13 protein-coding genes are annotated in these 19243 nt (G+C 61.4%); 7 read left to right on the top strand and 6 right to left on the bottom strand.

Translation table 11 applies throughout. The features are described from left to right. Positions 1-49 precede the first annotated feature (49 nt). Positions 50-1150, top strand: a complete 1101-nt coding sequence (locus L0U81_RS03395; protein WP_233800180.1) for an MraY family glycosyltransferase — start codon at positions 50-52, stop codon at positions 1148-1150. A gap of 153 nt (positions 1151-1303) precedes the next feature. Here the strand turns inward: L0U81_RS03395 and L0U81_RS03390 are convergent, their stop codons facing one another. The 4 genes from L0U81_RS03390 to L0U81_RS03375 all read right to left on the bottom strand — a co-directional run bounded on the left by L0U81_RS03390 (position 1304) and on the right by L0U81_RS03375 (position 7084). After that, a complete protein-coding gene (locus L0U81_RS03390; protein ID WP_233800179.1) occupies positions 1304-2752 on the bottom strand; it encodes a Fic family protein in 1449 nt (482 codons plus the stop codon). A gap of 408 nt (positions 2753-3160) precedes the next feature. Next, positions 3161-5041, bottom strand: a complete 1881-nt coding sequence (locus tag L0U81_RS03385; protein WP_233800178.1) for a polysaccharide biosynthesis protein — start codon at positions 5039-5041, stop codon at positions 3161-3163. An 11-nt stretch (positions 5042-5052) separates the two neighbouring features. Beyond that, positions 5053-6075, bottom strand: a complete 1023-nt coding sequence (locus L0U81_RS03380; protein WP_233800177.1) for an MraY family glycosyltransferase — start codon at positions 6073-6075, stop codon at positions 5053-5055. Between the two features lie 49 nt (positions 6076-6124). Beyond that, positions 6125-7084: a UDP-glucose 4-epimerase family protein gene (locus L0U81_RS03375; RefSeq protein WP_233800176.1), complete on the bottom strand. Its 960-nt coding sequence runs from the start codon at positions 7082-7084 to the stop codon at positions 6125-6127. A gap of 551 nt (positions 7085-7635) precedes the next feature. Here L0U81_RS03375 and L0U81_RS03370 point away from each other — a divergent pair. Genes L0U81_RS03370 through L0U81_RS03355 form a run of 4 tightly spaced genes read left to right on the top strand, consistent with a single transcriptional unit; the run spans position 7636 to position 15155 of the window. Beyond that, a complete protein-coding gene (locus L0U81_RS03370; protein WP_233800175.1) occupies positions 7636-8607 on the top strand; it encodes a glycosyltransferase in 972 nt (323 codons plus the stop codon). After that, complete coding sequence (locus L0U81_RS03365; RefSeq protein WP_267956393.1) at positions 8604-10799, top strand: glycosyltransferase family 2 protein; 2196 nt, start codon at positions 8604-8606, stop codon at positions 10797-10799. The genes L0U81_RS03370 and L0U81_RS03365 overlap by 4 nt, the downstream gene beginning before the upstream one ends. After that, positions 10792-14043 (top strand): glycosyltransferase family 4 protein, encoded by a 3252-nt coding sequence (locus L0U81_RS03360; protein WP_233800173.1) that lies wholly within the window; start codon positions 10792-10794, stop codon positions 14041-14043. Before L0U81_RS03365 ends, L0U81_RS03360 begins: the two co-directional genes overlap by 8 nt. Further along, positions 14040-15155, top strand: coding sequence for a glycosyltransferase family 4 protein (locus L0U81_RS03355; protein WP_233800172.1), 1116 nt, complete (start codon positions 14040-14042; stop codon positions 15153-15155). Before L0U81_RS03360 ends, L0U81_RS03355 begins: the two co-directional genes overlap by 4 nt. On the opposite strand, the gene L0U81_RS03350 is transcribed toward L0U81_RS03355, so the two are convergent. Further along, positions 15156-15881: an IS4/Tn5 family transposase DNA-binding protein gene (locus L0U81_RS03350; RefSeq protein ID WP_233800171.1), complete on the bottom strand. Its 726-nt coding sequence runs from the start codon at positions 15879-15881 to the stop codon at positions 15156-15158. A 188-nt stretch (positions 15882-16069) separates the two neighbouring features. Here L0U81_RS03350 and L0U81_RS03345 point away from each other — a divergent pair, with 188 nt between their 5' ends. Together L0U81_RS03345 and L0U81_RS03340 are read left to right on the top strand one after the other, a co-directional pair. Further along, a complete protein-coding gene (locus L0U81_RS03345) occupies positions 16070-17284 on the top strand; it encodes a chondroitin 4-O-sulfotransferase (RefSeq protein ID WP_233800170.1) in 1215 nt (404 codons plus the stop codon). A gap of 228 nt (positions 17285-17512) precedes the next feature. Beyond that, entirely contained in the window at positions 17513-18409 is an 897-nt protein-coding gene (locus tag L0U81_RS03340; protein ID WP_233800169.1) for a hypothetical protein, read from the top strand. Positions 18410-18415: 6 nt separating this feature from the next. Here the strand turns inward: L0U81_RS03340 and L0U81_RS03335 are convergent, their stop codons facing one another. Further along, positions 18416-19117 carry an SDR family NAD(P)-dependent oxidoreductase gene (locus L0U81_RS03335; RefSeq protein WP_233800168.1) on the bottom strand — a complete coding sequence of 234 codons (702 nt, stop codon included), beginning with the start codon at positions 19115-19117 and terminating at the stop codon, positions 18416-18418. Positions 19118-19243: the final 126 nt, after the last annotated feature.

The following is a 19243-nucleotide window of genomic DNA, read 5'->3' as shown; positions in this document are numbered from 1 at the left end:
CCGCGCGTTTCGTTTGTATAATTCCGCGTCTTCGCTCAGGCCCACTTTCATGCTCAGTTTTGCGCTCGGCTTTCTCGTCTCCCTGCTGATCACGCTGTTGATCGTGCGCTATGCGCATCTGCATGAAAAATTCTCGACCGATAGCGATCTGGCCGGCGTGCAGAAATTCCATGTGCGTCCGGTGCCGCGCATCGGCGGGACCGGGATTCTGGTCGGGCTGATCGTCTCCGCGGTGCAATTGCATCGCGCGTATCCGGCTGTGTCGGGCGGCATTCTCGGGCTGATCGCGTGCGGCATGCCCGCGTTCGGCTCCGGGCTCGTCGAAGATCTCACCAAGCGGGTGTCGCCGCTCGCGCGCCTCGTGTGCACGATGGCGGCCGCAGCGCTCGCCTGGTTCTTTCTCGACATCGCGGTCACGCGCATCAGCGTGCCGCCGCTCGACTTTCTGCTGTCGTATGCGCCGATCTCGTTCGTGGTCACGGTGCTCGCGGTCGCGGCGCTCGCCAACGCGATCAATATCATCGACGGCTTCAACGGCCTCGCGTCGATGGTCGCGTTCATGATGTTCGCGTCGCTCGCGTATGTCGCGTTCCAGGTGCACGACCCGGTCGTGCTGTCCGCGTCGTTCATGATGATGGGCGCGGTGCTCGGCTTCTTCATCTGGAACTTCCCGGCCGGGCTGATTTTTCTCGGCGACGGCGGCGCGTACTTCATCGGCTTCATGCTCGCCGAGCTGTCGATCCTGCTCGTGATGCGCAATCGCGACGTGTCCGCGTGGTATCCGGTGCTGCTCTTCATGTACCCGATCTTCGAGACCTGCTTCTCGATCTACCGCAAGAAGTTCATTCGCGGCATGTCGCCGGGCATTCCCGATGGCGTGCATCTGCATATGCTGGTCTACAAGCGGCTGATGCGCTGGGCGGTCGGCGCGCGCACCGCGCGCGAACTGACGCGCCGCAACTCGTTGACCTCACCGTATCTGTGGCTGCTGTGCCTGATCGCGGTCGTGCCGGCGACGCTGTTCTGGCGGCACACGCTGCATCTGTTCTGCTTCGTTGTCGTGTTCGCGGCGACTTATGTGTGGCTTTACGTGAGCATCGTGCGGTTCAAGTCGCCGAGATGGATGGTGGTGAGGAAGACGAAGCGGTGAAGTGCGAGCGGAGACGAGAAAAGGCGCCCAAGGGCAAGCCGATCGCTCGACCTCGAAAAACAGTCCGAACGAGCGACCCGCCTCGAAATAGCCTTAGCGGCTTCGAGATCGGCTCATTTTTTGAAGAGAATTGACCAAAAACTCGAAATCCCGCTAATTCGCGCCGCCGTCGCTTATCCTGAGATCTTCTACATCGGCGCCAGCCTGATTGAAAGTCTCGCGGACGACTTGTTCGACACGGTCGAGAATCCGCTTTGGCACATGGCTATACTGCTTGCGCCTGTTCTCCGACAGGACCCCCTTGTTCGAATAAATCATCCGGATGAGCGCTGACAAATCCTTGTTTGGGAGGTCGAGTTCGGCGTCCAACTGCTGGTATGCCCTGTCGTATCCGCTCAGCCAGGCGAGCTCTACCGGTATCTCATCCTCGACCGCCAATCGAATCATCCGATGCAGAAACGCGACCTCCGCCGTCGCATCAATGAACCGATACGCACGGCCACCGGGCGAGTGAACCACGACGGGCGCCACCTCTCCTCGTTGGTACCGCCACAGCTGCGTGACCGGTCGAGAGAAGCCACTCAATACGCCCACATACTCTGGAATGTTTTTCAGAATGACAGCCGAGACGGGTACTAACGCGCCGCCGGTCAGAGGTGAAGAAGGCGCCAGCACGTGCTGGATGAGAAAGCGGTGCAACCGACCATTCCCGTCGAGGAACGGATGTAAGTACACGAAGCCAAATGCAGCGCAAGCGGTCTTTACGAGCGCATCCCGGCATCGAGTGGCGTCGTTCACGAACGCTTCCCACCCACTCATTGCGCGGCGCAGGTCCTTCGGTGACGGCGGAAAAAAGGTGACGCGGCCAGCGCCATCCTCGAGCCAGCTTTGCGAGGTTCTGTAAGAGGCCTCCTGGCTATAAACATCCCGCACGATTGCGTTTTGCAGACCGACAAGCCACTCTTCGCTAACGGGTGCTGTCTCTCCGACCCGACGAAGTAACTGCACGAACCGTTCCTGTTTGTCGGAGCTCGGTGTCTCGCGCTCAATAGCGTAACTACTTCGGGTTTCCGAAAGATAGAGGTAATTGACCGCCCGCTCGTAGAGAACCGGGTCTGTCAGCGTCTCAAGTGTTCGCTTCGCCTGCTCCATCAGTTCCGCGAGACTGGGCGACTCGGGTACGCCGGCACGCCGAACGACCGGGCAAAAGTCTGCGTTACCTAGTGCGTTATTGCGAACGCGAAACTTCTGGTTGTTTGTCGGCTTCGCCGCCGTGACGTAGACATCCGGGGGAAACAGGTCGACGTAGCCCGCGTTCAGCGTCGCAGTAAATGAAAGCGTTTGTCCGGTGAGCCATTCCCAGAGGAAGCAGGCGCGGCGGATAGTGGCTCGATTGGGCGCGGATTGCAAAGCTTCGACGAGTTCATCGGCCGAAATGTGCTCGAACACCGCGTCGATAACTTCAAGGTTCACCCCTTCGTGCCGCAGGGCAAACTCGAGATGCCCAACCGGAGAGTCCTCGATGGCAACGTTTCTCGGAAATAGCACCTGATTGGGCGCATCGACACGCCGATTCACGGACGCGCTAATGATGGCTGGCATCTGAAGAGGGCGAACGTCCAGCGAAAAGTGCCTAATGAGATGTTCGTATCCAATGGCCGACATTGTGCTGACTCGAAATCCGTTAACTCCGATCGAAATATAACAACAAATCCGCAATCAAAGGCGACTGTTATCGAAATCCGTCAAAGTTTGAGTTCCTCCTTGAATCGATCGTTTATGCCCGTCTGGCAAACCGCCTTCGGCGCAGGGGCACCTTCACGTCCGCGCTATGGGCGACATCTTGCCGTCCGTGGATAAAACGGCCACAAAAAAGCCCCTGCAAGTCATTGACCGGCAGGAGCCGTTTTTGTTGTAAATCAGAGGGACGGTTTCACACGGTTAAACGGCGAGGTTGGTCCCCGTGTGCTCTTTCGTGCTTCGGGATGGTTCCAATCACTCCCGGCGGACCTACGACACCCGCGTCGCCGGCGCAACACTCCGCAGCGTCGTCGCCGTCGCCGGCTCATACTCCGGCACCCAGCGCCGCAGATCGCGCCGCACTTCATCGTCGGTCGGCACGCGATGCTGCATCAGCCACGGCAGCAGATTGTCGATCAGACTATCCGGCACCTCGCGCGCCTGCGCGATGCGCAGCTTCGGGTGCGGTGTGCGGGTGGTCGTTTCGTCGTCCGCGAGCAGTTCCTCGTAGAGCTTCTCGCCGGGCCGCAGGCCCGTGAACACGACGCGAATCTGCTCTTCGGTGAAGCCGTACAGACGGATCAGATCGTGCGCGAGATCTGCGATACGTACCGGCTTGCCCATATCGAGAATGAAGATCTCGCCGCCGCGCCCCATGCTCGACGCCTGCAACACGAGCTGCGACGCCTCGGGAATCGTCATGAAGAAACGCGTGATCTCCGGATGCGTCACGGTCACCGGCCCGCCGCGCGCGATCTGCTCCTGGAACTTCGGAATCACGCTGCCCGCGCTGCCGAGCACGTTGCCGAAGCGCACAGTTTCGAACTGCGTGCGCCGCGCGCCCTGCTGCTGCAACGCCGAGCACGCCATCTCCGCGAGCCGCTTGCTCGCGCCCATCACGTTGGTCGGGTTGACGGCCTTGTCGGTCGAAATCAGCACGAAATGCGCGACGTCGTGGCGGATCGCCGCGCGCGCCACGCGGTACGTGCCGAGCACGTTGTTGCGCACCGCCTGCCACGTGTTGACCTCTTCCATCAACGGCACGTGCTTGTAGGCCGCCGCATGAAAGACGATGTGCGGACAGTAGCGCGCCATCACCTGATCGAGCAGCAGCGAGTCCTTCACGTCGCCGATGATCGGCACCACCGATACTTCGGGATACTTGTCGCGCAGCTCTTCGTTCAGCCGATAGATCGAGAACTCGGAGATGTCGAACGCGACCAGTTGCACCGGACCAAAACGCAGGATCTGCCGGCACAGCTCCGAGCCGATCGAGCCGCCCGCGCCCGTCACCATCACGACGCGGTTTTTCAGCAGCGCGGCGACGTGCTCGGTGTCGATCGTCACCGGGTCGCGGCCGAGCAGGTCTTCGAGATCGATCTGCCGCACGCGGGACAGGAACGCCTGGCCTTGCGTGAGCGGCGTGAGCGCGGGCAGCGTCATCGCTCGGACTCCGGCACGCACACACAGCGTGGCGATGCGCCGATGCGCTTCCACCGATGCCGACGGCACCGCGATGATCACATGCTCGACCTTCAGCTCGGCGCTGATCTGGTGCAGATCGCTGATCGCGCCAAGCACGCGATAGCCGTAGATTTCACGGCCCTGCTTGATCGGATCGTCGTCGAGCAGACCCACGAGACGCCATTGGCCCGAGCGCTTCAGCTCGCGCACGAGGTTCGCGCCGGCGTTGCCCGCGCCGAGCACGAGTACCGGCTTGCCCTGGCCCACGAGACCGCCGTAGCGATAGAACTCCTTGGCCGCGCGATACAGTGCGCGCGAGCCGCCCATCGCCAGGAACAGCAGCATCGGCGAGACGATCAGCACCGAACGCGGCACGACCGGTGCCGGCTGCAACAGCGCCGAGCCGATCACGACGAAGAGCGCGCCGACGCCGATCGCCTTTGCGATCCGCACGAGGTCGGGCAGGCTCGCGAACACCCACATGCCGCGATAGAGACCGTAGCTGCGAAACATCACTGCGTAGATCAGCAGCACCCAGACGAGTGCGTGCAGTCCGCTCGACCAGAACGGCGCGGGCACCGGCCCATTGAACCGGATCACATAGGCCAGCATCCAGGCCATCGCTACCGCGCACAGGTCGAACGCAAACGCGCTGAACGAAAGCCATCTGGCTTTGAAGCTTTTCATTGCGCAGAACCTCAGATTGGCCCGGAACCGGACACATGGCGCCGCCAACGGCGATCAATACACAGCCCCGCGACGACCAGCACGGCAGCCCATGCGACGACAACCAGCCATTGATACAGGAGAGCGAAATGAAGCGCCCAGATCGCAAGCATTATGCCCGCCGCCATGAACAAATACCAAATCCAGGCGGTCGACGCGTGCCCCAAACCCGACTGCACCAGTCTTTGATAGTAGTGTTCACGATGCGCCTGCCAAAATTTTTCGCCGCGCAGCAGGCGCTTAAGAAGCGTGACCGACGCATCGCCGATGAACGGCGCGAAGCACAGCGCCGGAAACCACACCGGCCACGCGCCTTCTCGCCAGCCCCAGTAGCCGAGCGCACCGGCCAGAAAACCGAGCGGGATCGAGCCGGCGTCACCGAGAAAGATGCGCGCCGGGTGAAAGTTGAACAGCAAAAAGCCTGCCGCCGCGCCCGTGACGATCAGGCTCGCCGTCGCGAGCGCCGGGTCCGCATGCGACGACAACGAGGCGGCCACCGCATAGCCGCCGAAGCCGAACAGCGCCATGCCGCCCGCAAGGCCGTCCGAGCCGTCCATGAAGTTGTAAAGATTGACGAGCCACACGAGTAAAACCGCCATACACGCGAGCGCCCACCATGGCACCTCGGCCGGATAGACCGCGATGAGCGCCGCCACCGCCGCCGCATGGCCGCCGAAGCGCACCCGCGCGGGCAGCCCGCGTCGATCGTCGATCTGCGATAGCGCGGCAAGCAGCGCGGCGGCGAGCGCGGGCAGCCACAGCGACGGCGCCGCCAGCGCGATCAGCACGACCGCGACCGGCACGATGCCCCAGCCGCCGACGCGCGGCGTCGGGCGCGTGTGCAGTGAGCGGTCGTTGGGGATGTCGGTGGCGAGCCGCCATGCGAGGCCGGTCCGCAGCAGCGTCCACAGGATCGCCGCGCATGCGGCGAGCGCGGCGACGCCCCACGGCAGTAGAGAGGCAATGGAAGAGGCGGAGTGTGAAGCGAGCGACATCGATGGGCTTAGCGGTTCAGGTCGGAGTCAAGGCAGGTTCAATCAGCGGTCAGTGCGTGGCGCGATACCAGGCCGTGGTCTCGAGCAGCCCATGCTCGACCGTATGGGGCGGATACCAGTTCAGATGTTCGCGGATATGCGAACTGTCGATCCGCAGCTCGCCGATCAGCCGGTCGATCTGCGCCGAGCGGCCGGTCAGGCGGCCGGCGAGGCGCAACACGCCGAGCGGCACCGGCACGAGCCGCGCGGGCACATGCAGCTGCGTGGCGAGCAGACGCGCAAGCTCCGGCACGCTGAGATCGCGGCCGTCGGTCACGTGAAAGGTTTCGCCGGCCGCGCGCGGGTCGGTCGCGCAATGCACGAGCGCGTCTGCGAGGTTGTCGACGAATACGAGGCTACGGCGCGCACTGACCGCCCCGAGCGGCAACGGGATGCCCGTCGCGACCGCGTTCATCAGCTGCAGGAAGTTCGCGCGCACACCCGGCCCGTAGACCAAAGGCGGCCGCACCACGACGACTTCGAGACCCGCCGCGCGGCCATAGTCGAACAGCGCGCGCTCGGCTTCCAGCTTCGAGATGCCATAGGCATCGCTCGGCGCGGGCTCATCCGTTTCAGCGATCGGCCGGCCAGCGCTCGCCTCGCCCATCGCCTTGATGCTGCTGACGAACACGAAGCGCCTTGCACCCGCGCGCCGCGCCGCCGCCGCGACGCGCAAGCTGCCCTCGACGTTGGTCGCGCGATACGCGGCGAGCGGGTCGGTCAGGGTCTCGTGCATCACGTGCACGCGCGCGGCCAGATGGATCACCGCATCGCAATTGAGTCCGACGGGCCAGCGCTGGTCGATGCCCGCGAAGTCCTCGGTATCGAGCAGCCATTCGCGCGCGCCCTCGGCGGCCGTCTGCGGCCGGCGCACCGCGCCAGTCACGCGATCGCCCCGCCGCAGCAACGCGCGGGACACGGCCTGGCCAACGAAGCCGTTGGCGCCGGTAATGAGGATCTGCAAACTCATTGCGCTGCTCCCCGGCGCATGATTTCGCCCATGCCATGCCGTGCGATCCATGCAGACAGACGATCGCCGTCGGGACTCGACGCGACCGCAAACGGCGGGAAAGGCGGATCAGACACGATACAATCGGGCATCGGCGGTGCTTTCTCAGGAAGTCTTGCTGGGAACGTATTGTATTCGGGCGACACCGCGCGCTCTATCACGCAGCACATGTGTCGGGCCGTGATAATAAAACGGACCGGTGCCTGCTGGTGCGCTGTTCGTACACTTCGTAACAACTCAAACATATTCGCGCATGTGGAATTCGTGGTATCGATCCAACGTGCTCGACAACAGCACATTCAGGCCCGCTCGCCGGCCGCGCGAACGGGCTCCGGCTCGCGCACCGGCAAGCCGCCTGAAAGCCGCGCAAGCGCGCGGCGCGTACCCATATGAATGCCCCGAGACCTGCTGGTCTCATCGCCGAGCCCACGCGCTGCGCGCAGTGGCTCTGCCTCGACGTGCTGGTCTGACGAAAAAACTGTTTGAGTGACTAGATGACTAGAGTTCCATCTATGAAAGTGTTGTTCGCCACCTACCCGATGGCTTTCCATACTCCCGGCGGCGGAGAAATCCAGTTGCTTGCGTATCACAAGCATCTGCCCGCGCATGGCGTCGACGTCACGCTGTTCGATCCGTGGAAGCCGCGTTTTCTTGAACACGACGTGGTGCATTTCTTCTCGTGCGTCGGTGGCTCGGTGCACTTCTGCAACTTCGTCAAGCAGTTGGGCTTGCCGCTCGTCGTGTCGTCGAGCCTGTGGGTGACGGAGGAAACGAAGCATTTCTATCCGATCGGCGAGATCCATCATCAGTTTTCTCTCGCGGACCGCGTGGTCGCGAACTCGGAGATCGAATGCGACACGCTCGCGCGCATCTTCGATCTGCCGCGCGAGAAGTTCGTGAGCGTGCTCAACGGGGTCGAGCAGAGCTTTTACGAGCCGGTGCCCGCCGATCTGTTCCGCCATGAATCCGGCATCGCGCAACGCTTTATCCTGAACGTCGGCAACATCGAGCCGCGCAAGAATCAGCTCGCGCTGATCCGGGCGATGAAGTCGTTCCCCGAACTGAAGCTCGTGCTGATCGGCCATCAGCGCGATCCCGAATACGCGAAGGCGTGCTTCGCCGAAGGCGGTGAGCAGGTCGTCTACGCGGGCACGCTCCCCCACGATTCGCCGTTGCTGCGCTCCGCCTACGCGGCCTGCGAAGCGTTCGTACTGCCTAGCACGCTGGAAACACCGGGGCTTGCCGCGCTCGAAGCGCATGCCGCAGGCGCGCGCATCGCCGTGACGAAAGTTGGCTCTACCGAAGAATATTTTGCGCGGCATGTCGCCTACCTGGATCCGTTCGACGTCGATAGCATTGCCGGATCGATTCACGCCGCGCTCGCGCAACCGCGCGGCAAGGCCGCGCTCCAGACGCAAGATCTGACCTGGCGGGCGGTCCTGTCGCCCTTGAAAGACCTCTACGATTCCCTGCTGACGAAATGACAAAACCCGTGACGAACCTCATGAAGAACTTCGAACTTCGTCCCCTCAATAACGTCGAGGCTTCCCCGCATTCCGGGTTCGCGTGGAACGCGACCAATTGCGATCCACAGTTCGAGCTGACGGGATGGGAAGATCTGTCGGGGCGCGCCGTGCGTATTTCGTTCGAGCTCGCGAAGGAAGACATGCCGGCTTCGCCGTGCCTGATCTACTTCGATGCGGGCGCGGGCATGTCGGAGCACGCGACGATCGGTCTCGTGGTCGACGCAACTGGCAAGGTAGATCAGGTCGTCGCGTTTCCGCCGCTCGTCGGTCCGTTGCGCCTCGATCCAATCGCGCGCTCGGGACTGTTTTCGATCAACGGCTTCAACGTCGAACTGATGGACGACGCTGACTGCCCGGCGGAGCTGCTCGAACGCGCACGCCGGATGGCGTCGTGGGGCGGCGGCGCACAGCCCGCGCCGCCCCCAACCGTCGGTCACACGTATCAGGAATGGATCGAGCGGCACGAGCCGCCCGCGTCGCATTACCCCGAACTGCGCGCGCGCTCGAAGACGTGGGCGCTGCAGCCGCTCATCAGCATCGTGATGCCGACCTACAACACGCCGGCCAGATGGCTGCGCATCGCGATCGATTCGGTCATCGATCAGGTCTACGAAAACTGGGAATTCTGTATCGCAGACGACTGTTCGACGAACCCCGAGGTCAAGCAGGTGCTCGACAGCTACGTCGCGAAGGATCCGCGCATCAAGGTCGCGTACCGCACGACGAACGGTCATATCAGCAACTCCAGCAATACGGCGCTCGAGCTTGCCGTCGGCGAATTCGTCGGTCTGCTCGACCACGACGACGAACTGCATCCGCTCGCGCTCTACTGCGTCGCCGAACTGATCAACGCGCATCCGGACGCGGCGCTGATCTACAGCGACGAAGACAAGATCTCGATCGACGGGGTCCGCTCGGACCCGTACTTCAAATGCGACTTCAACTACGATCTGTTCCTGAGCCAGAACATGATCTCGCATTTCGGTGTGTACAGGACCTCGATCATGAAGGAGGTCGGCGGCTTCAGAACCGGCTTCGAAGGCTCGCAGGACTACGACCTCGCGCTGCGCGTGATCGACCGCGCAGGTCATCACAGCGTTTATCACGTGCCGCGCGCGCTGTACCACTGGCGCATGATTCCCGAAAGCACGGCCTCCGGCCATGAAGCCAAGCCGTATGCGCATATCGCGGCGATGCGCGCGATCGACGAACACCTCGCGCGCAACCATATCAACGCGCACACCGAGCACGCGCCGGGCACCGACGCGTTCAACAAGGTCGTGTACGACCTGCCCGAGGTGCTGCCGTCGGTGGAGATCATCATTCCGACGCGCGATTCCGCGGGACTCGTCGAGCAATGCGTGGAATCGGTGCGGCAGAAATCGAGCTACCCGAACTTCCGCATCACGATCATCGACAACGGCTCGGTCAAGCAGGAAACGCACGACCTGTTCGCGCGCCTGCAACGAGACGAGCGGATCAAGGTCGTGCGCGACGACTCGCCGTTCAACTACTCGGCGCTGAACAACCGCGTCGCGCTCGCGAGCACGGCGGACTTCGTCTGCCTGATGAACAACGACATCGAAGTGATCAACGCCGACTGGCTCGAGGAAATGGTGTCGGTCGCGCTACAGGCGAACGTCGGCGCGGTCGGCGCGAAACTGCTGTATCCGGACGACACGATCCAGCATGGCGGCGTCGTGCTCGGCGTCGGCGGTATCGGGAGCCATGCGCACAAGCATTTCCCGAATTCGCACCCCGGCTACTTCGCGCGCGCGCGTCTGCGCAACGTGATGTGCGCGGTGACCGCCGCGTGCCTGCTGATCCGCCAGTCGATCTACAAGGAAGTGGGCGGCCTCGACGAACAGTTACACGTCGCTTACAACGACATCGATTTTTGCCTGCGCGTGCGGCAGGCGGGCTACCGCAATGTGTGGACGCCCTACGCGGAGCTTTATCATCACGAATCGGCATCACGCGGCGCCGAAGACACACCGGAAAAAATCAGCCGCTTCAACCAGGAATCCGAGTTGGTCAGACAGCGCTGGGAGCATCTGTTGATGAACGATCCCTGCTATTCACCCAATCTGACGCTGACTGCCGACGATTTTTCCTTTGCCTGGCCTTCAAGGATTGCCAATCTTGATTAATCTGGGAACCAAAAAAAACAAGACCGGATGGTTGGCCGAGTACCGCCACCCATCGCCAGGGGACCTGTTCTGCCTGCCGAGCGCGATCTACTTTCTGATGAAGTTCAGAGCCGATCTCGCGCGCTTCAATTCCAAGGTGCTGAACGACCGCGTCACGCTGTACTTCTGGTGGGAAATGTCGGCACGCGAAACGTATCCGGATTTCAACTGGGTACTGCGCCAGGAAGATCTGGAGTATTTGCGTCAACTCGATAACGACACGCTGATCGAGCGTCATCCGGACGCCGTCACGTACTGGCTCGGCTCGACCAAACCGAGCGTGCTCGATGCGAAGCATCTGAGCGAGACGCTGCACGAGCCCGTCACGGTGATCGAAGAAGCCGGCCTGCAATTGCCGAAGCTGCTGACCATGATCGTGCGCAATCGCGACGATCTTTCCCGGGCGTTCAACCTGAGCACGCTGACCGGCTATCTCAACATCCTCGACTGGTGGGAACAGTACGGCCAGGTCACGTGCCCGCGTATGACGTGGCGCACGCCGATCTCATGGCCCGGCCTGCTGGAACCGATCGATGCGCCCGACTCCAGCGCGATGCCGTTTCCGCGCTTCCTCGCGCTGGTCACGACCGAGCGGCCCGATCTGCGCAGCGCGTTCGACCTGAACAGCTTCACCTCGCGGCTCAACGCGCTCAGCTGGTGGGAAGACCACGGCCAGCGCGAGTATCCGCGCATCAAGTGGTCGCAGCCGCCGATCGGCGGCTTCATGCTCGAACCCGAAGCACCTCCCGCGGACGGCGGCCCTTACGTGCCGCGCTTCCTTTGCGAGATCTACAAGGACCGGCCGGACCTGCAGGCGACCTTCGATCTGCAATCGCTGCGGGGGCGGCTCAGCTGCCTGTCGTGGTGGATCGAACATGGCCAGCATCAGTACCGCTCGATCAAATGGGTGCCGCCCACCACGCCCGGCCTGATGTTCGAGCCCGAATGGGGCACGCATGCCGACTGGCTGCCGGTGCCGCGCTTCCTGCGGCTGCTGCACAGCGAGCGCCGGGACCTGCAGCAGCTCTGCTCGCTCGACAGCTTCACCGGGCGCCTCAAGTGTCTGTCGTGGTGGATCGAGCACGGGCAGCACCAGTATCCGGCGCTTCACTGGGGCGTCCCGGCGGTGCCCGACAACCTGTTCAGCATGGAAGCCGGCGAGCAAGGCGCGCTGCCGCTGCTGCCGCGCTTCCTGCTGCTGATCTGGAGCGAGCGGCCCGACCTGCAGGCGTCGTTCAATCTGGAGAGCTTCCGCGAGCGGCTCGGCTTCATTGCGTGGTGGGAGAAACACGGGCACGACGAGTACAACGCGATCAAATGGTCGCCGACTCATCTCGCCGAAGAACCCCCGATCCAATCGCCGCCGCCCACGACACCCACAACGGCCGCGCTGATGTTCGAGCCCGAATGGGGCACGCACACAGACTGGCTGCCGGTGCCGCGCTTTCTGCGGCTGCTGCACGGCGAGCGCCAGGATCTGCAGGAACTCGGCTCGCTCGGCAGCTTCACCGGACGGCTGAAGTGCCTGTCGTGGTGGATCGAGGCCGGACAGCACCAGTATCCGGCGCTTCACTGGGTCATGCCGGCGTTGCCCGACAGCCTGTTCAGCATGGAAGCTGGCGAACAAGGCGCGCTGCCGCTGCTGCCGCGCTTTTTGCTGCTGATCTGGAGCGAGCGGCCCGACCTGCAGGTGTCGTTCGATCTGAACAGCTTCAGCGCGCGGCTCGGCTTCATCTCGTGGTGGGACATGCACGGGCACGACGAGTACTGCGCGGTCAAATGGTCGCCGACTCATCTCGCCGAAGAACTCGCGAGAATCGACGACGAGCAGCCGGCCGACGATACACTGCTGCCGCGCTTCCTGACGATGATCGCGCGCGACCGCCCCGATCTGCGTAAAGCGTACAACCTGAACACCGCGCAAGGCCGCGATCAGCTCGTGCAATGGTGGAACGAGTGGGCGTCGACCGAATATCCGCTGGTCGGCTCGCTCAAGGTGCGCTGGGCCGAATCCGACTCCGCCGACGACGAAGCCGATGAGGACCCGCGCGAGCCTGCGCGCTATCACGCGCGCGTCGAAGGTGCCGGTTACGACTTCGGCGTCAACATCATCGGCTTCCCGCAAGGCGTGCTCGGCCTCGGCGAAGACGCGCGCATGGCCGCGCGCGTGCTGCAACTGTCGTCGACGCCGGTCACGCTTCTCAATGCGCCGATGGCCGGACCCGCGCGCCTCGAACATTCGGTCGATCATCTGATCGGCGAAGAGCTCAAGTACAACATCAGCCTGATCTGCCTGCCGGCACCGGAGATGGTGCGGCTCGCGCTGGAAGGCGGCCGCAAACTGATCGACGCGCCCACGCACAAGATCGGCGCATGGCCGTGGGAATTGCCCCACTGGCCGAACGCGTTCGGCAACGTGCATCAGATGGTCGATGAAATCTGGGCGCAGAGCCGCTTCGTGGCGAGCGTCTACAGCCGGCTCGGCAACACGCCGGTCTATCAGATGCCGATGGCGGTCGAGGTGCCCGCGCCAGTCGACCCGAAGCGCGAGCGTTTCGGCCTGCCGACCAACGAGTTCCTGTTCTACCTGATGTTCGACGGCAACTCGTGGCTGAGCCGCAAGAATCCGCTCGCAGGCGTACAGGCGTTCAAGCAGGCGTTCGGCAACCGCTCGCCGGGAGTCGGGCTCGTCATCAAGGCGATGAACGTGCGCGACGACGACCCGGTGTGGCGCGCCGTGCTCGACCTCGCCGCGGGCGACAGCCGCATCCACATCATGTCCGAGCGCCTGAGCCGTCAGGATTCGACCGACTTCATGACCTGCTGCGACGCCTACATTTCGCTGCACCGTAGCGAAGGCTTCGGCCGCGTGATCGCCGAGGCGATGGCGTTGGGGCAGCCGGTCGTCGTCACGAACTTCTCGGGCAACGTCGACTTCTGCGACCCCGACACCGCGTTCCTCGTGGACGGCGACCTCGTGCCGCTGCGGCCCGGCGACTACCTGTTCGCCGAGGGTCAGTACTGGTGCGATCCGGATGTGTCGATTGCGGCAGAACAGCTCAAACGTATGATCGACGATGCGCCACTCCGTGAGCGCATCGCACTGGCGGGGAAGACACGCATCGAGCGCGACTACTCAGTTGAAGCAGTCGCACGCGCGTATGCGCGACGCTTGACCGACATTGCAGAGGCGAAGACAAAATGACGCTGCGGGTATGTGCTCCGGACATTTTCTCGGGCGATGCGGTGGGCAACCACTGCATCGGTTTCGTACGCATGGCTGAACGTCTCGGCATGACGGCCGAGCTGTATGCAAGCGGTTTCGAGGAGGGAACAAATGGAGTGCGCCCGCTTGACGCGTTGTTTGACGAGGTCGCCCGCGACGATGTAGTCCTGCTCAGTTACTCGATCTTCGATCCGTACCTCGAACGGATCATCGCGCTCGACTGCAAAAAGATCTGCTACTTCCATGGGGTGACAGATCCGCAATTGCTGCGCGCGCTGGAACCGCGCACCGCGCAGTTGTGCGAGAAGGCGCTCGCGCAACTGCCTTTGCTTGCGGACTTCGACACGGTCGTCGCGAATTCGCGCAGCACCGCAGCGAGCCTCGCCGGCATCGTCGCGGCGGACGCGATCAAGGTCGTGCCACCGATCTTTCCGGATATGTACGTGTTCCAGCGCGAAGGACCGCGTAAGGGCCGCAAGCGCCACGAGCCGAACCTGCTGATGGTGGGGCGCGTGGTGCCGCACAAACGCATCGAGGACGGCATCGAGATTCTGTCGCTGCTGAAACAGCATGCCTTCGGCGCGACGCTGAGCATCGTCGGCAGCACACCGAACTACGATTATCTGAAGTTTCTGATCAATCACGCGCGGCGTCTCGGCGTGCTGGAACAGATCGACTTCAAGGGCATGCTCGACGACGCCGATCTGTTCGAGTGCTACGAATCGACCAACGCCCTTCTTGCGATGAGCCGCCACGAGGGCTTCTGCGTGCCGGTGCTCGAAGCGATGCACTACGGCAAGCCGGTGTTCGTACGCGGTGGCACGGCCGCTCAGGAGATTTGCCCGCCCGACTGCGTGTTCGACACCCATGCCGAACTCGCCGCGTGGATACCGGTGATCATGGAGCGCCTCGGCCAGAACCACGGCCGCAGTCCGATCGATGCGGCCTTCGTCAAGCACGCCGACGGCGTGCTGCAACGTGCCAGCGACGAGGTGTGGCGCGACATATTCATCGGCGCCGGTGTCGTCGTGACGAGCGCGCCCGCACGTTCGCGCGCGAGTGCGGCCGGCGTGTCCGCTACGAAAAGATAGTCAGCACCGGCGCTCGTTGACGCGTATCAACGCGTAGCGGTGCGATCCAACCCGATCGCGCCGCCTCCCCCTTCGCATCCCTACCTGCCGTTCCGGTCGAAGTCGATCGGTTGCCCGGTGTGCGGGTGCGGGGTGAACGAGAAATGCGCGCACGTACTTCTGCGAGAGCGTGCACAGCAAATTCATCAGCGCAATCTGCTCGGGCGGAAAGACCGGCACGCGATCGGCGGCGCCAATCGGCTTTTGCATGTAGCGCACGATGGCTCTTTCGAAATCGCTCACGCAATAGTCCAGCACCCGGTCTCCCTCGATCGGATAGGCGGCCACCTTCAGCTCGGGATGCAGCGACAGATACGTGCTGAACAGACGCTCGGCCACGATCGGCAGGAACGGTGCGTCGTCCGAATGGATCGTGGGCTCCAGCACACCACGCGGCCAGCTCGAGATGCGACTGTGCCGGGAGCGCAGCAGCCAGTCCGCCGGACATCCGATCTCGTGCGCCTTCACCATCAAGTCGAGAATGTCGGACCATTCCAGCCTGTCCTGCGCCAGAAACCGGTAAGCCGCCGCCGTCTCGGCCCAGCCGCCGCACTCTTCAGGGATACTTGCCAACGGACTTCCTGACAGTTGCTCGGCCAACAGGACTGCCCGCCGGTTCAGACGCTTTTCGCCCAGATCGATACTCCTGAATTCCATCGCCGCCCAGCTCTGCGTCGCTTGCGCCATTCGCTCGTCATGCAAAAAGCAGGAGTCAACGGCAAAGCGCGGAAGCCTACAACTCACTCAGATCGACTTGGGTGTAATGGAATGGGATTACCGGAGGTTTACCGGGCTTTCAGGTTGTAATTATTGGTTACACGCGGATTTGCGAGTGGGCGGTAAACTTTAATTATTTAATCTCACAAAAATACCAAGTGAAGCCTGTATTCTTCATTCATCCCCCGAAAAGCGGTGGTTCCACGGTCATTTCCTTTTTTGACCTGAATCTCGACCGCGATCAATTCATCAACTTCTTGTGGGGTGGTGTATTTTGGGACAAGACGCGAGCGCGATTCTTGGCCAGCGGAGTCGGCGGCGGCCATTATCCGTTCGGTATTCACCGAAGCCTCAAGATGCCGTTGGAATATTGCAGTATTTTGCGCAATCCGCTCAGTCGGCAGACCTCGCACTACTGGTACGCGCGTAATGGCAAGAACGGCGAGGTCGCGCGCGGGATGGCGGTCTCCGAATTTGAAGCGCTAGCGCAACGCGGTGAAGTCTCATTGAACGAGTGGGTGAGCGGTTCGTACGGCGGCAAGAACCTGTTCGTGCAAATGCTGAGCGGTCATGGCGACGTGCGACGTGAGAGCCTCGAAATCGCAATTGAGCACCTCCGGCAACATATCCCGACAGTTGGCCTGTGTGAAGACATGAGCGATTTTTTGCTTCGTCTATGCGGTAGAACGGGAATGCGTTTGCCGTTCTACATCCGCACGAATGTGACCGAGGGTGTGCCCAAAGAGCATTCACCGCTGTCCGAACAAGCTCGTCAGAAGTTTATCGAGGACAATCAACTAGACTATGAGTTGTACCAGCATGTGAGCGATGAGGTCGCGCGGGAAAGGGAGTCGTACGGCGATGTCTATACCCGGGCGATTGAGGTTGTTCGTGCGATCCAGGCGCGGATCGACGTGCTCGAGAATCCCTATATTCACGGGTCGACGTCGACAGTTTTCGGATTCAGCGAAAACGATTTGCGCACGGTGCGCGAGGTTGCCACCTCGTCGGATCTGTCCGCGATCGATGCGTATATTGAACTCGCTCAGTCTCGTCGACGCGAATGTGCTGACCTGTTCGACGGTTTCGTCGACGTCGTGAGGGACGACATGGTGCTAGGCTGGGCGGTGAACCTGAGCGACCCGGAGAAACGCGTGCCGATCGAGATATGGGTGCAGGGAAAACGGGTCGCGATGACGTTGACTGGCGAGCAGAGGCCAGATGTTGCCGCAGCGGGCTATCCAACTGATCATTGTGGCTTTGCTGTTCAACTGCCGGACGAGGCGCGGGAAGGGTTCAGCGTTACGATTGGCGGGTCTGCGCAAACGTTACAACGCGCAGGGACCTGGCAGCAAGGGTGGCATATGGTGTAAGGGGACGTCCTAGCCTGATCGTTTCGCCCGCGTTTGCCAGGCGGCACCTGCTGATACAACGGATGCCGCGAATCTTTATGCCAAACTTTATCTGCTGACAAAAAGCCATCCTGGCGACCGTCCCAACTCCAGGGCGATGTTCCACGACTTGTGAACGCCCGGATGGCCAGTGCCGCTCGTCGTTGACGCGCGGAACGTGCTCCGGCATAGTTCGGCGATGAATTTCGCATGACAGTCAACATGATAACGATCTATGAACCGCTGTATCGGGAGGGTCAACAGTTGTCGGAGCCGGCCTTTCGCCCTCTCACGATAGCTAACAACTCACTGCCGGCGTGGCGCGAGTTTAGGATTCTTGTCGACTTTTATCGGCGAGGCGATCATCGTCAGAGCCCGTTTTCAGGAATTTTTTCTCCCAAGTTCAGATTGAAATCCTTGATGGCCGGTTCGCAGTTCATTGAATTTGTACGTTGCAATAGAAATGCCACCGTTTGCATTCTCAATCCGTATCCGTCCACCGCGTATTTCTCGTTCAATGTCTGGATGCACGGTGAAGCGTTTCATCCGGGTTTGTGTGATCGCGCGCAAGCACTTCTCGATGCCAGCGGAATCGGGTGGAAGATTGTCGATGTACCACGGCACAACGCGAGTAACCTCTGTTACTCCAATTTTTGGGTGGGGACGCCCGAATTTTGGGATGCCTACGTCGGCGGCGTGCTGGAGCCGATCGCCCGATTTCTGGAAGAAAATCCGGATGATAATGCTGCAATCGACGTTCTCGAATCAACGACCCATTATACTGCTGCGCCATTTCTCCCTTTCATCATTGAACGTCTATTCACAACGTTTCTTTCCTTGAACCCGCAGATCCAGGTCGCGAGTCATCAAGCTCCATACGAGCACATTTTGGATTACTGTCAAACAGATTTTGAGCGAAGAATTGTCTGCGAGATGATGCCTATGGTTGACGCAGCGGATCTCTCTGGTAATTTTTCGCCAGAGTTAGTGAGCATTCAGAAATTGCTCAGCGGGTTATATCAAAGTTATGTAGCCGAGCATTTCGCCCACAACCCGCACCCTCACACGGGGAAGGTAATGGAGTCCCCAAAAAAGGGGGCGCCTTGACGTCGCTTACCATGCAATTGACTTCCGAAATTTGAAGAATCCACCAGTTGGGCCGTTTTCACCAAAGAGGGCAGCCCATACGACATGGGTAGCAGCTTCGTCGGCGTCAACCTCGGCATCAGGTCCGCCCATTCGCGTGCGTACCCAACCCGGGCACACTGCATTGACCTTAATATCGCCATACTTCGCAAGATCAGAAGCGACAATTCGGGTAAGGGCATTCAGTCCGGCCTTCGAAATCCTGTACGCGGCAGCGTTGGCATTCATATCCGCAAGGGCGCCCCATCCGGAAGAGACGTTCACAATTCGCCCGTAAGACTGGCGAATCATGTGCGGAGCAACCGCTTTGCAAGTCCGCCATGCGCCAATTGTATTAACATTGATTGATTCCAAAAGGGTTGCTTCGTCAATCTCGCGAAATCCCTTCGCTCCCTCGAGATAAACGCCTGCGCTGTTTAGCAGGATATCGACGCGACCGTATTCTTCAATAACGTGTTCGAAGAAAGCATCGACACTTTGGGAGTCGGAGACGTCGAGTTGCGAAGCATATACGGCAAGCTGCTCGGAACGAAACGCACCAGCAGCTCCTTCTCCGGCGTTGACATCACGCGAGCCGAGAACTGTCAAATAACCGAGTTCCGCCAGCTGCCTGGTTGCTGCTAGCCCCAGTCCCCTGTTCCCGCCGGTTACCACTGCAACTTTGTCCATTTTGACTCCATCAAACACATATCTTTAAGCTGTAGCGAGGCAAGAGAACACCCTGTCGGAACAACGCCTTTCCAGCTTTAAAAAAAACGATCGTCTCCGTGATGTCAATTGACCGCTTGCCAGCAA

This window comes from Paraburkholderia sp. HP33-1 (assembly GCF_021390595.1).
In the GTDB taxonomy this organism is placed as follows: Bacteria; Pseudomonadota; Gammaproteobacteria; order Burkholderiales; family Burkholderiaceae; genus Paraburkholderia.
This window is presented reverse-complemented; position numbering and strand designations above follow the sequence as displayed.

What these genes read in the sequence shown, in the direction of transcription:
- L0U81_RS03375 (WP_233800176.1), bottom strand. Translation starts at nt 7,084, where the DNA reads ATGAGTTTGCAGATCCTCATTACCGGCGCCAACGGCTTCGTTGGCCAG.
- L0U81_RS03355 (WP_233800172.1), top strand. Translation starts at nt 14,040, where the DNA reads ATGACGCTGCGGGTATGTGCTCCGGACATTTTCTCGGGCGATGCGGTG.
- L0U81_RS03335 (WP_233800168.1), bottom strand. Translation starts at nt 19,117, where the DNA reads ATGGACAAAGTTGCAGTGGTAACCGGCGGGAACAGGGGACTGGGGCTA.
- L0U81_RS03390 (WP_233800179.1), bottom strand. Translation starts at nt 2,752, where the DNA reads ATGCCAGCCATCATTAGCGCGTCCGTGAATCGGCGTGTCGATGCGCCC.
- L0U81_RS03370 (WP_233800175.1), top strand. Translation starts at nt 7,636, where the DNA reads ATGAAAGTGTTGTTCGCCACCTACCCGATGGCTTTCCATACTCCCGGC.
- L0U81_RS03395 (WP_233800180.1), top strand. Translation starts at nt 50, where the DNA reads ATGCTCAGTTTTGCGCTCGGCTTTCTCGTCTCCCTGCTGATCACGCTG.
- L0U81_RS03365 (WP_267956393.1), top strand. Translation starts at nt 8,604, where the DNA reads ATGACAAAACCCGTGACGAACCTCATGAAGAACTTCGAACTTCGTCCC.
- L0U81_RS03340 (WP_233800169.1), top strand. Translation starts at nt 17,513, where the DNA reads ATGACAGTCAACATGATAACGATCTATGAACCGCTGTATCGGGAGGGT.
- L0U81_RS03385 (WP_233800178.1), bottom strand. Translation starts at nt 5,041, where the DNA reads ATGAAAAGCTTCAAAGCCAGATGGCTTTCGTTCAGCGCGTTTGCGTTC.
- L0U81_RS03350 (WP_233800171.1), bottom strand. Translation starts at nt 15,881, where the DNA reads ATGGCGCAAGCGACGCAGAGCTGGGCGGCGATGGAATTCAGGAGTATC.
- L0U81_RS03380 (WP_233800177.1), bottom strand. Translation starts at nt 6,075, where the DNA reads ATGTCGCTCGCTTCACACTCCGCCTCTTCCATTGCCTCTCTACTGCCG.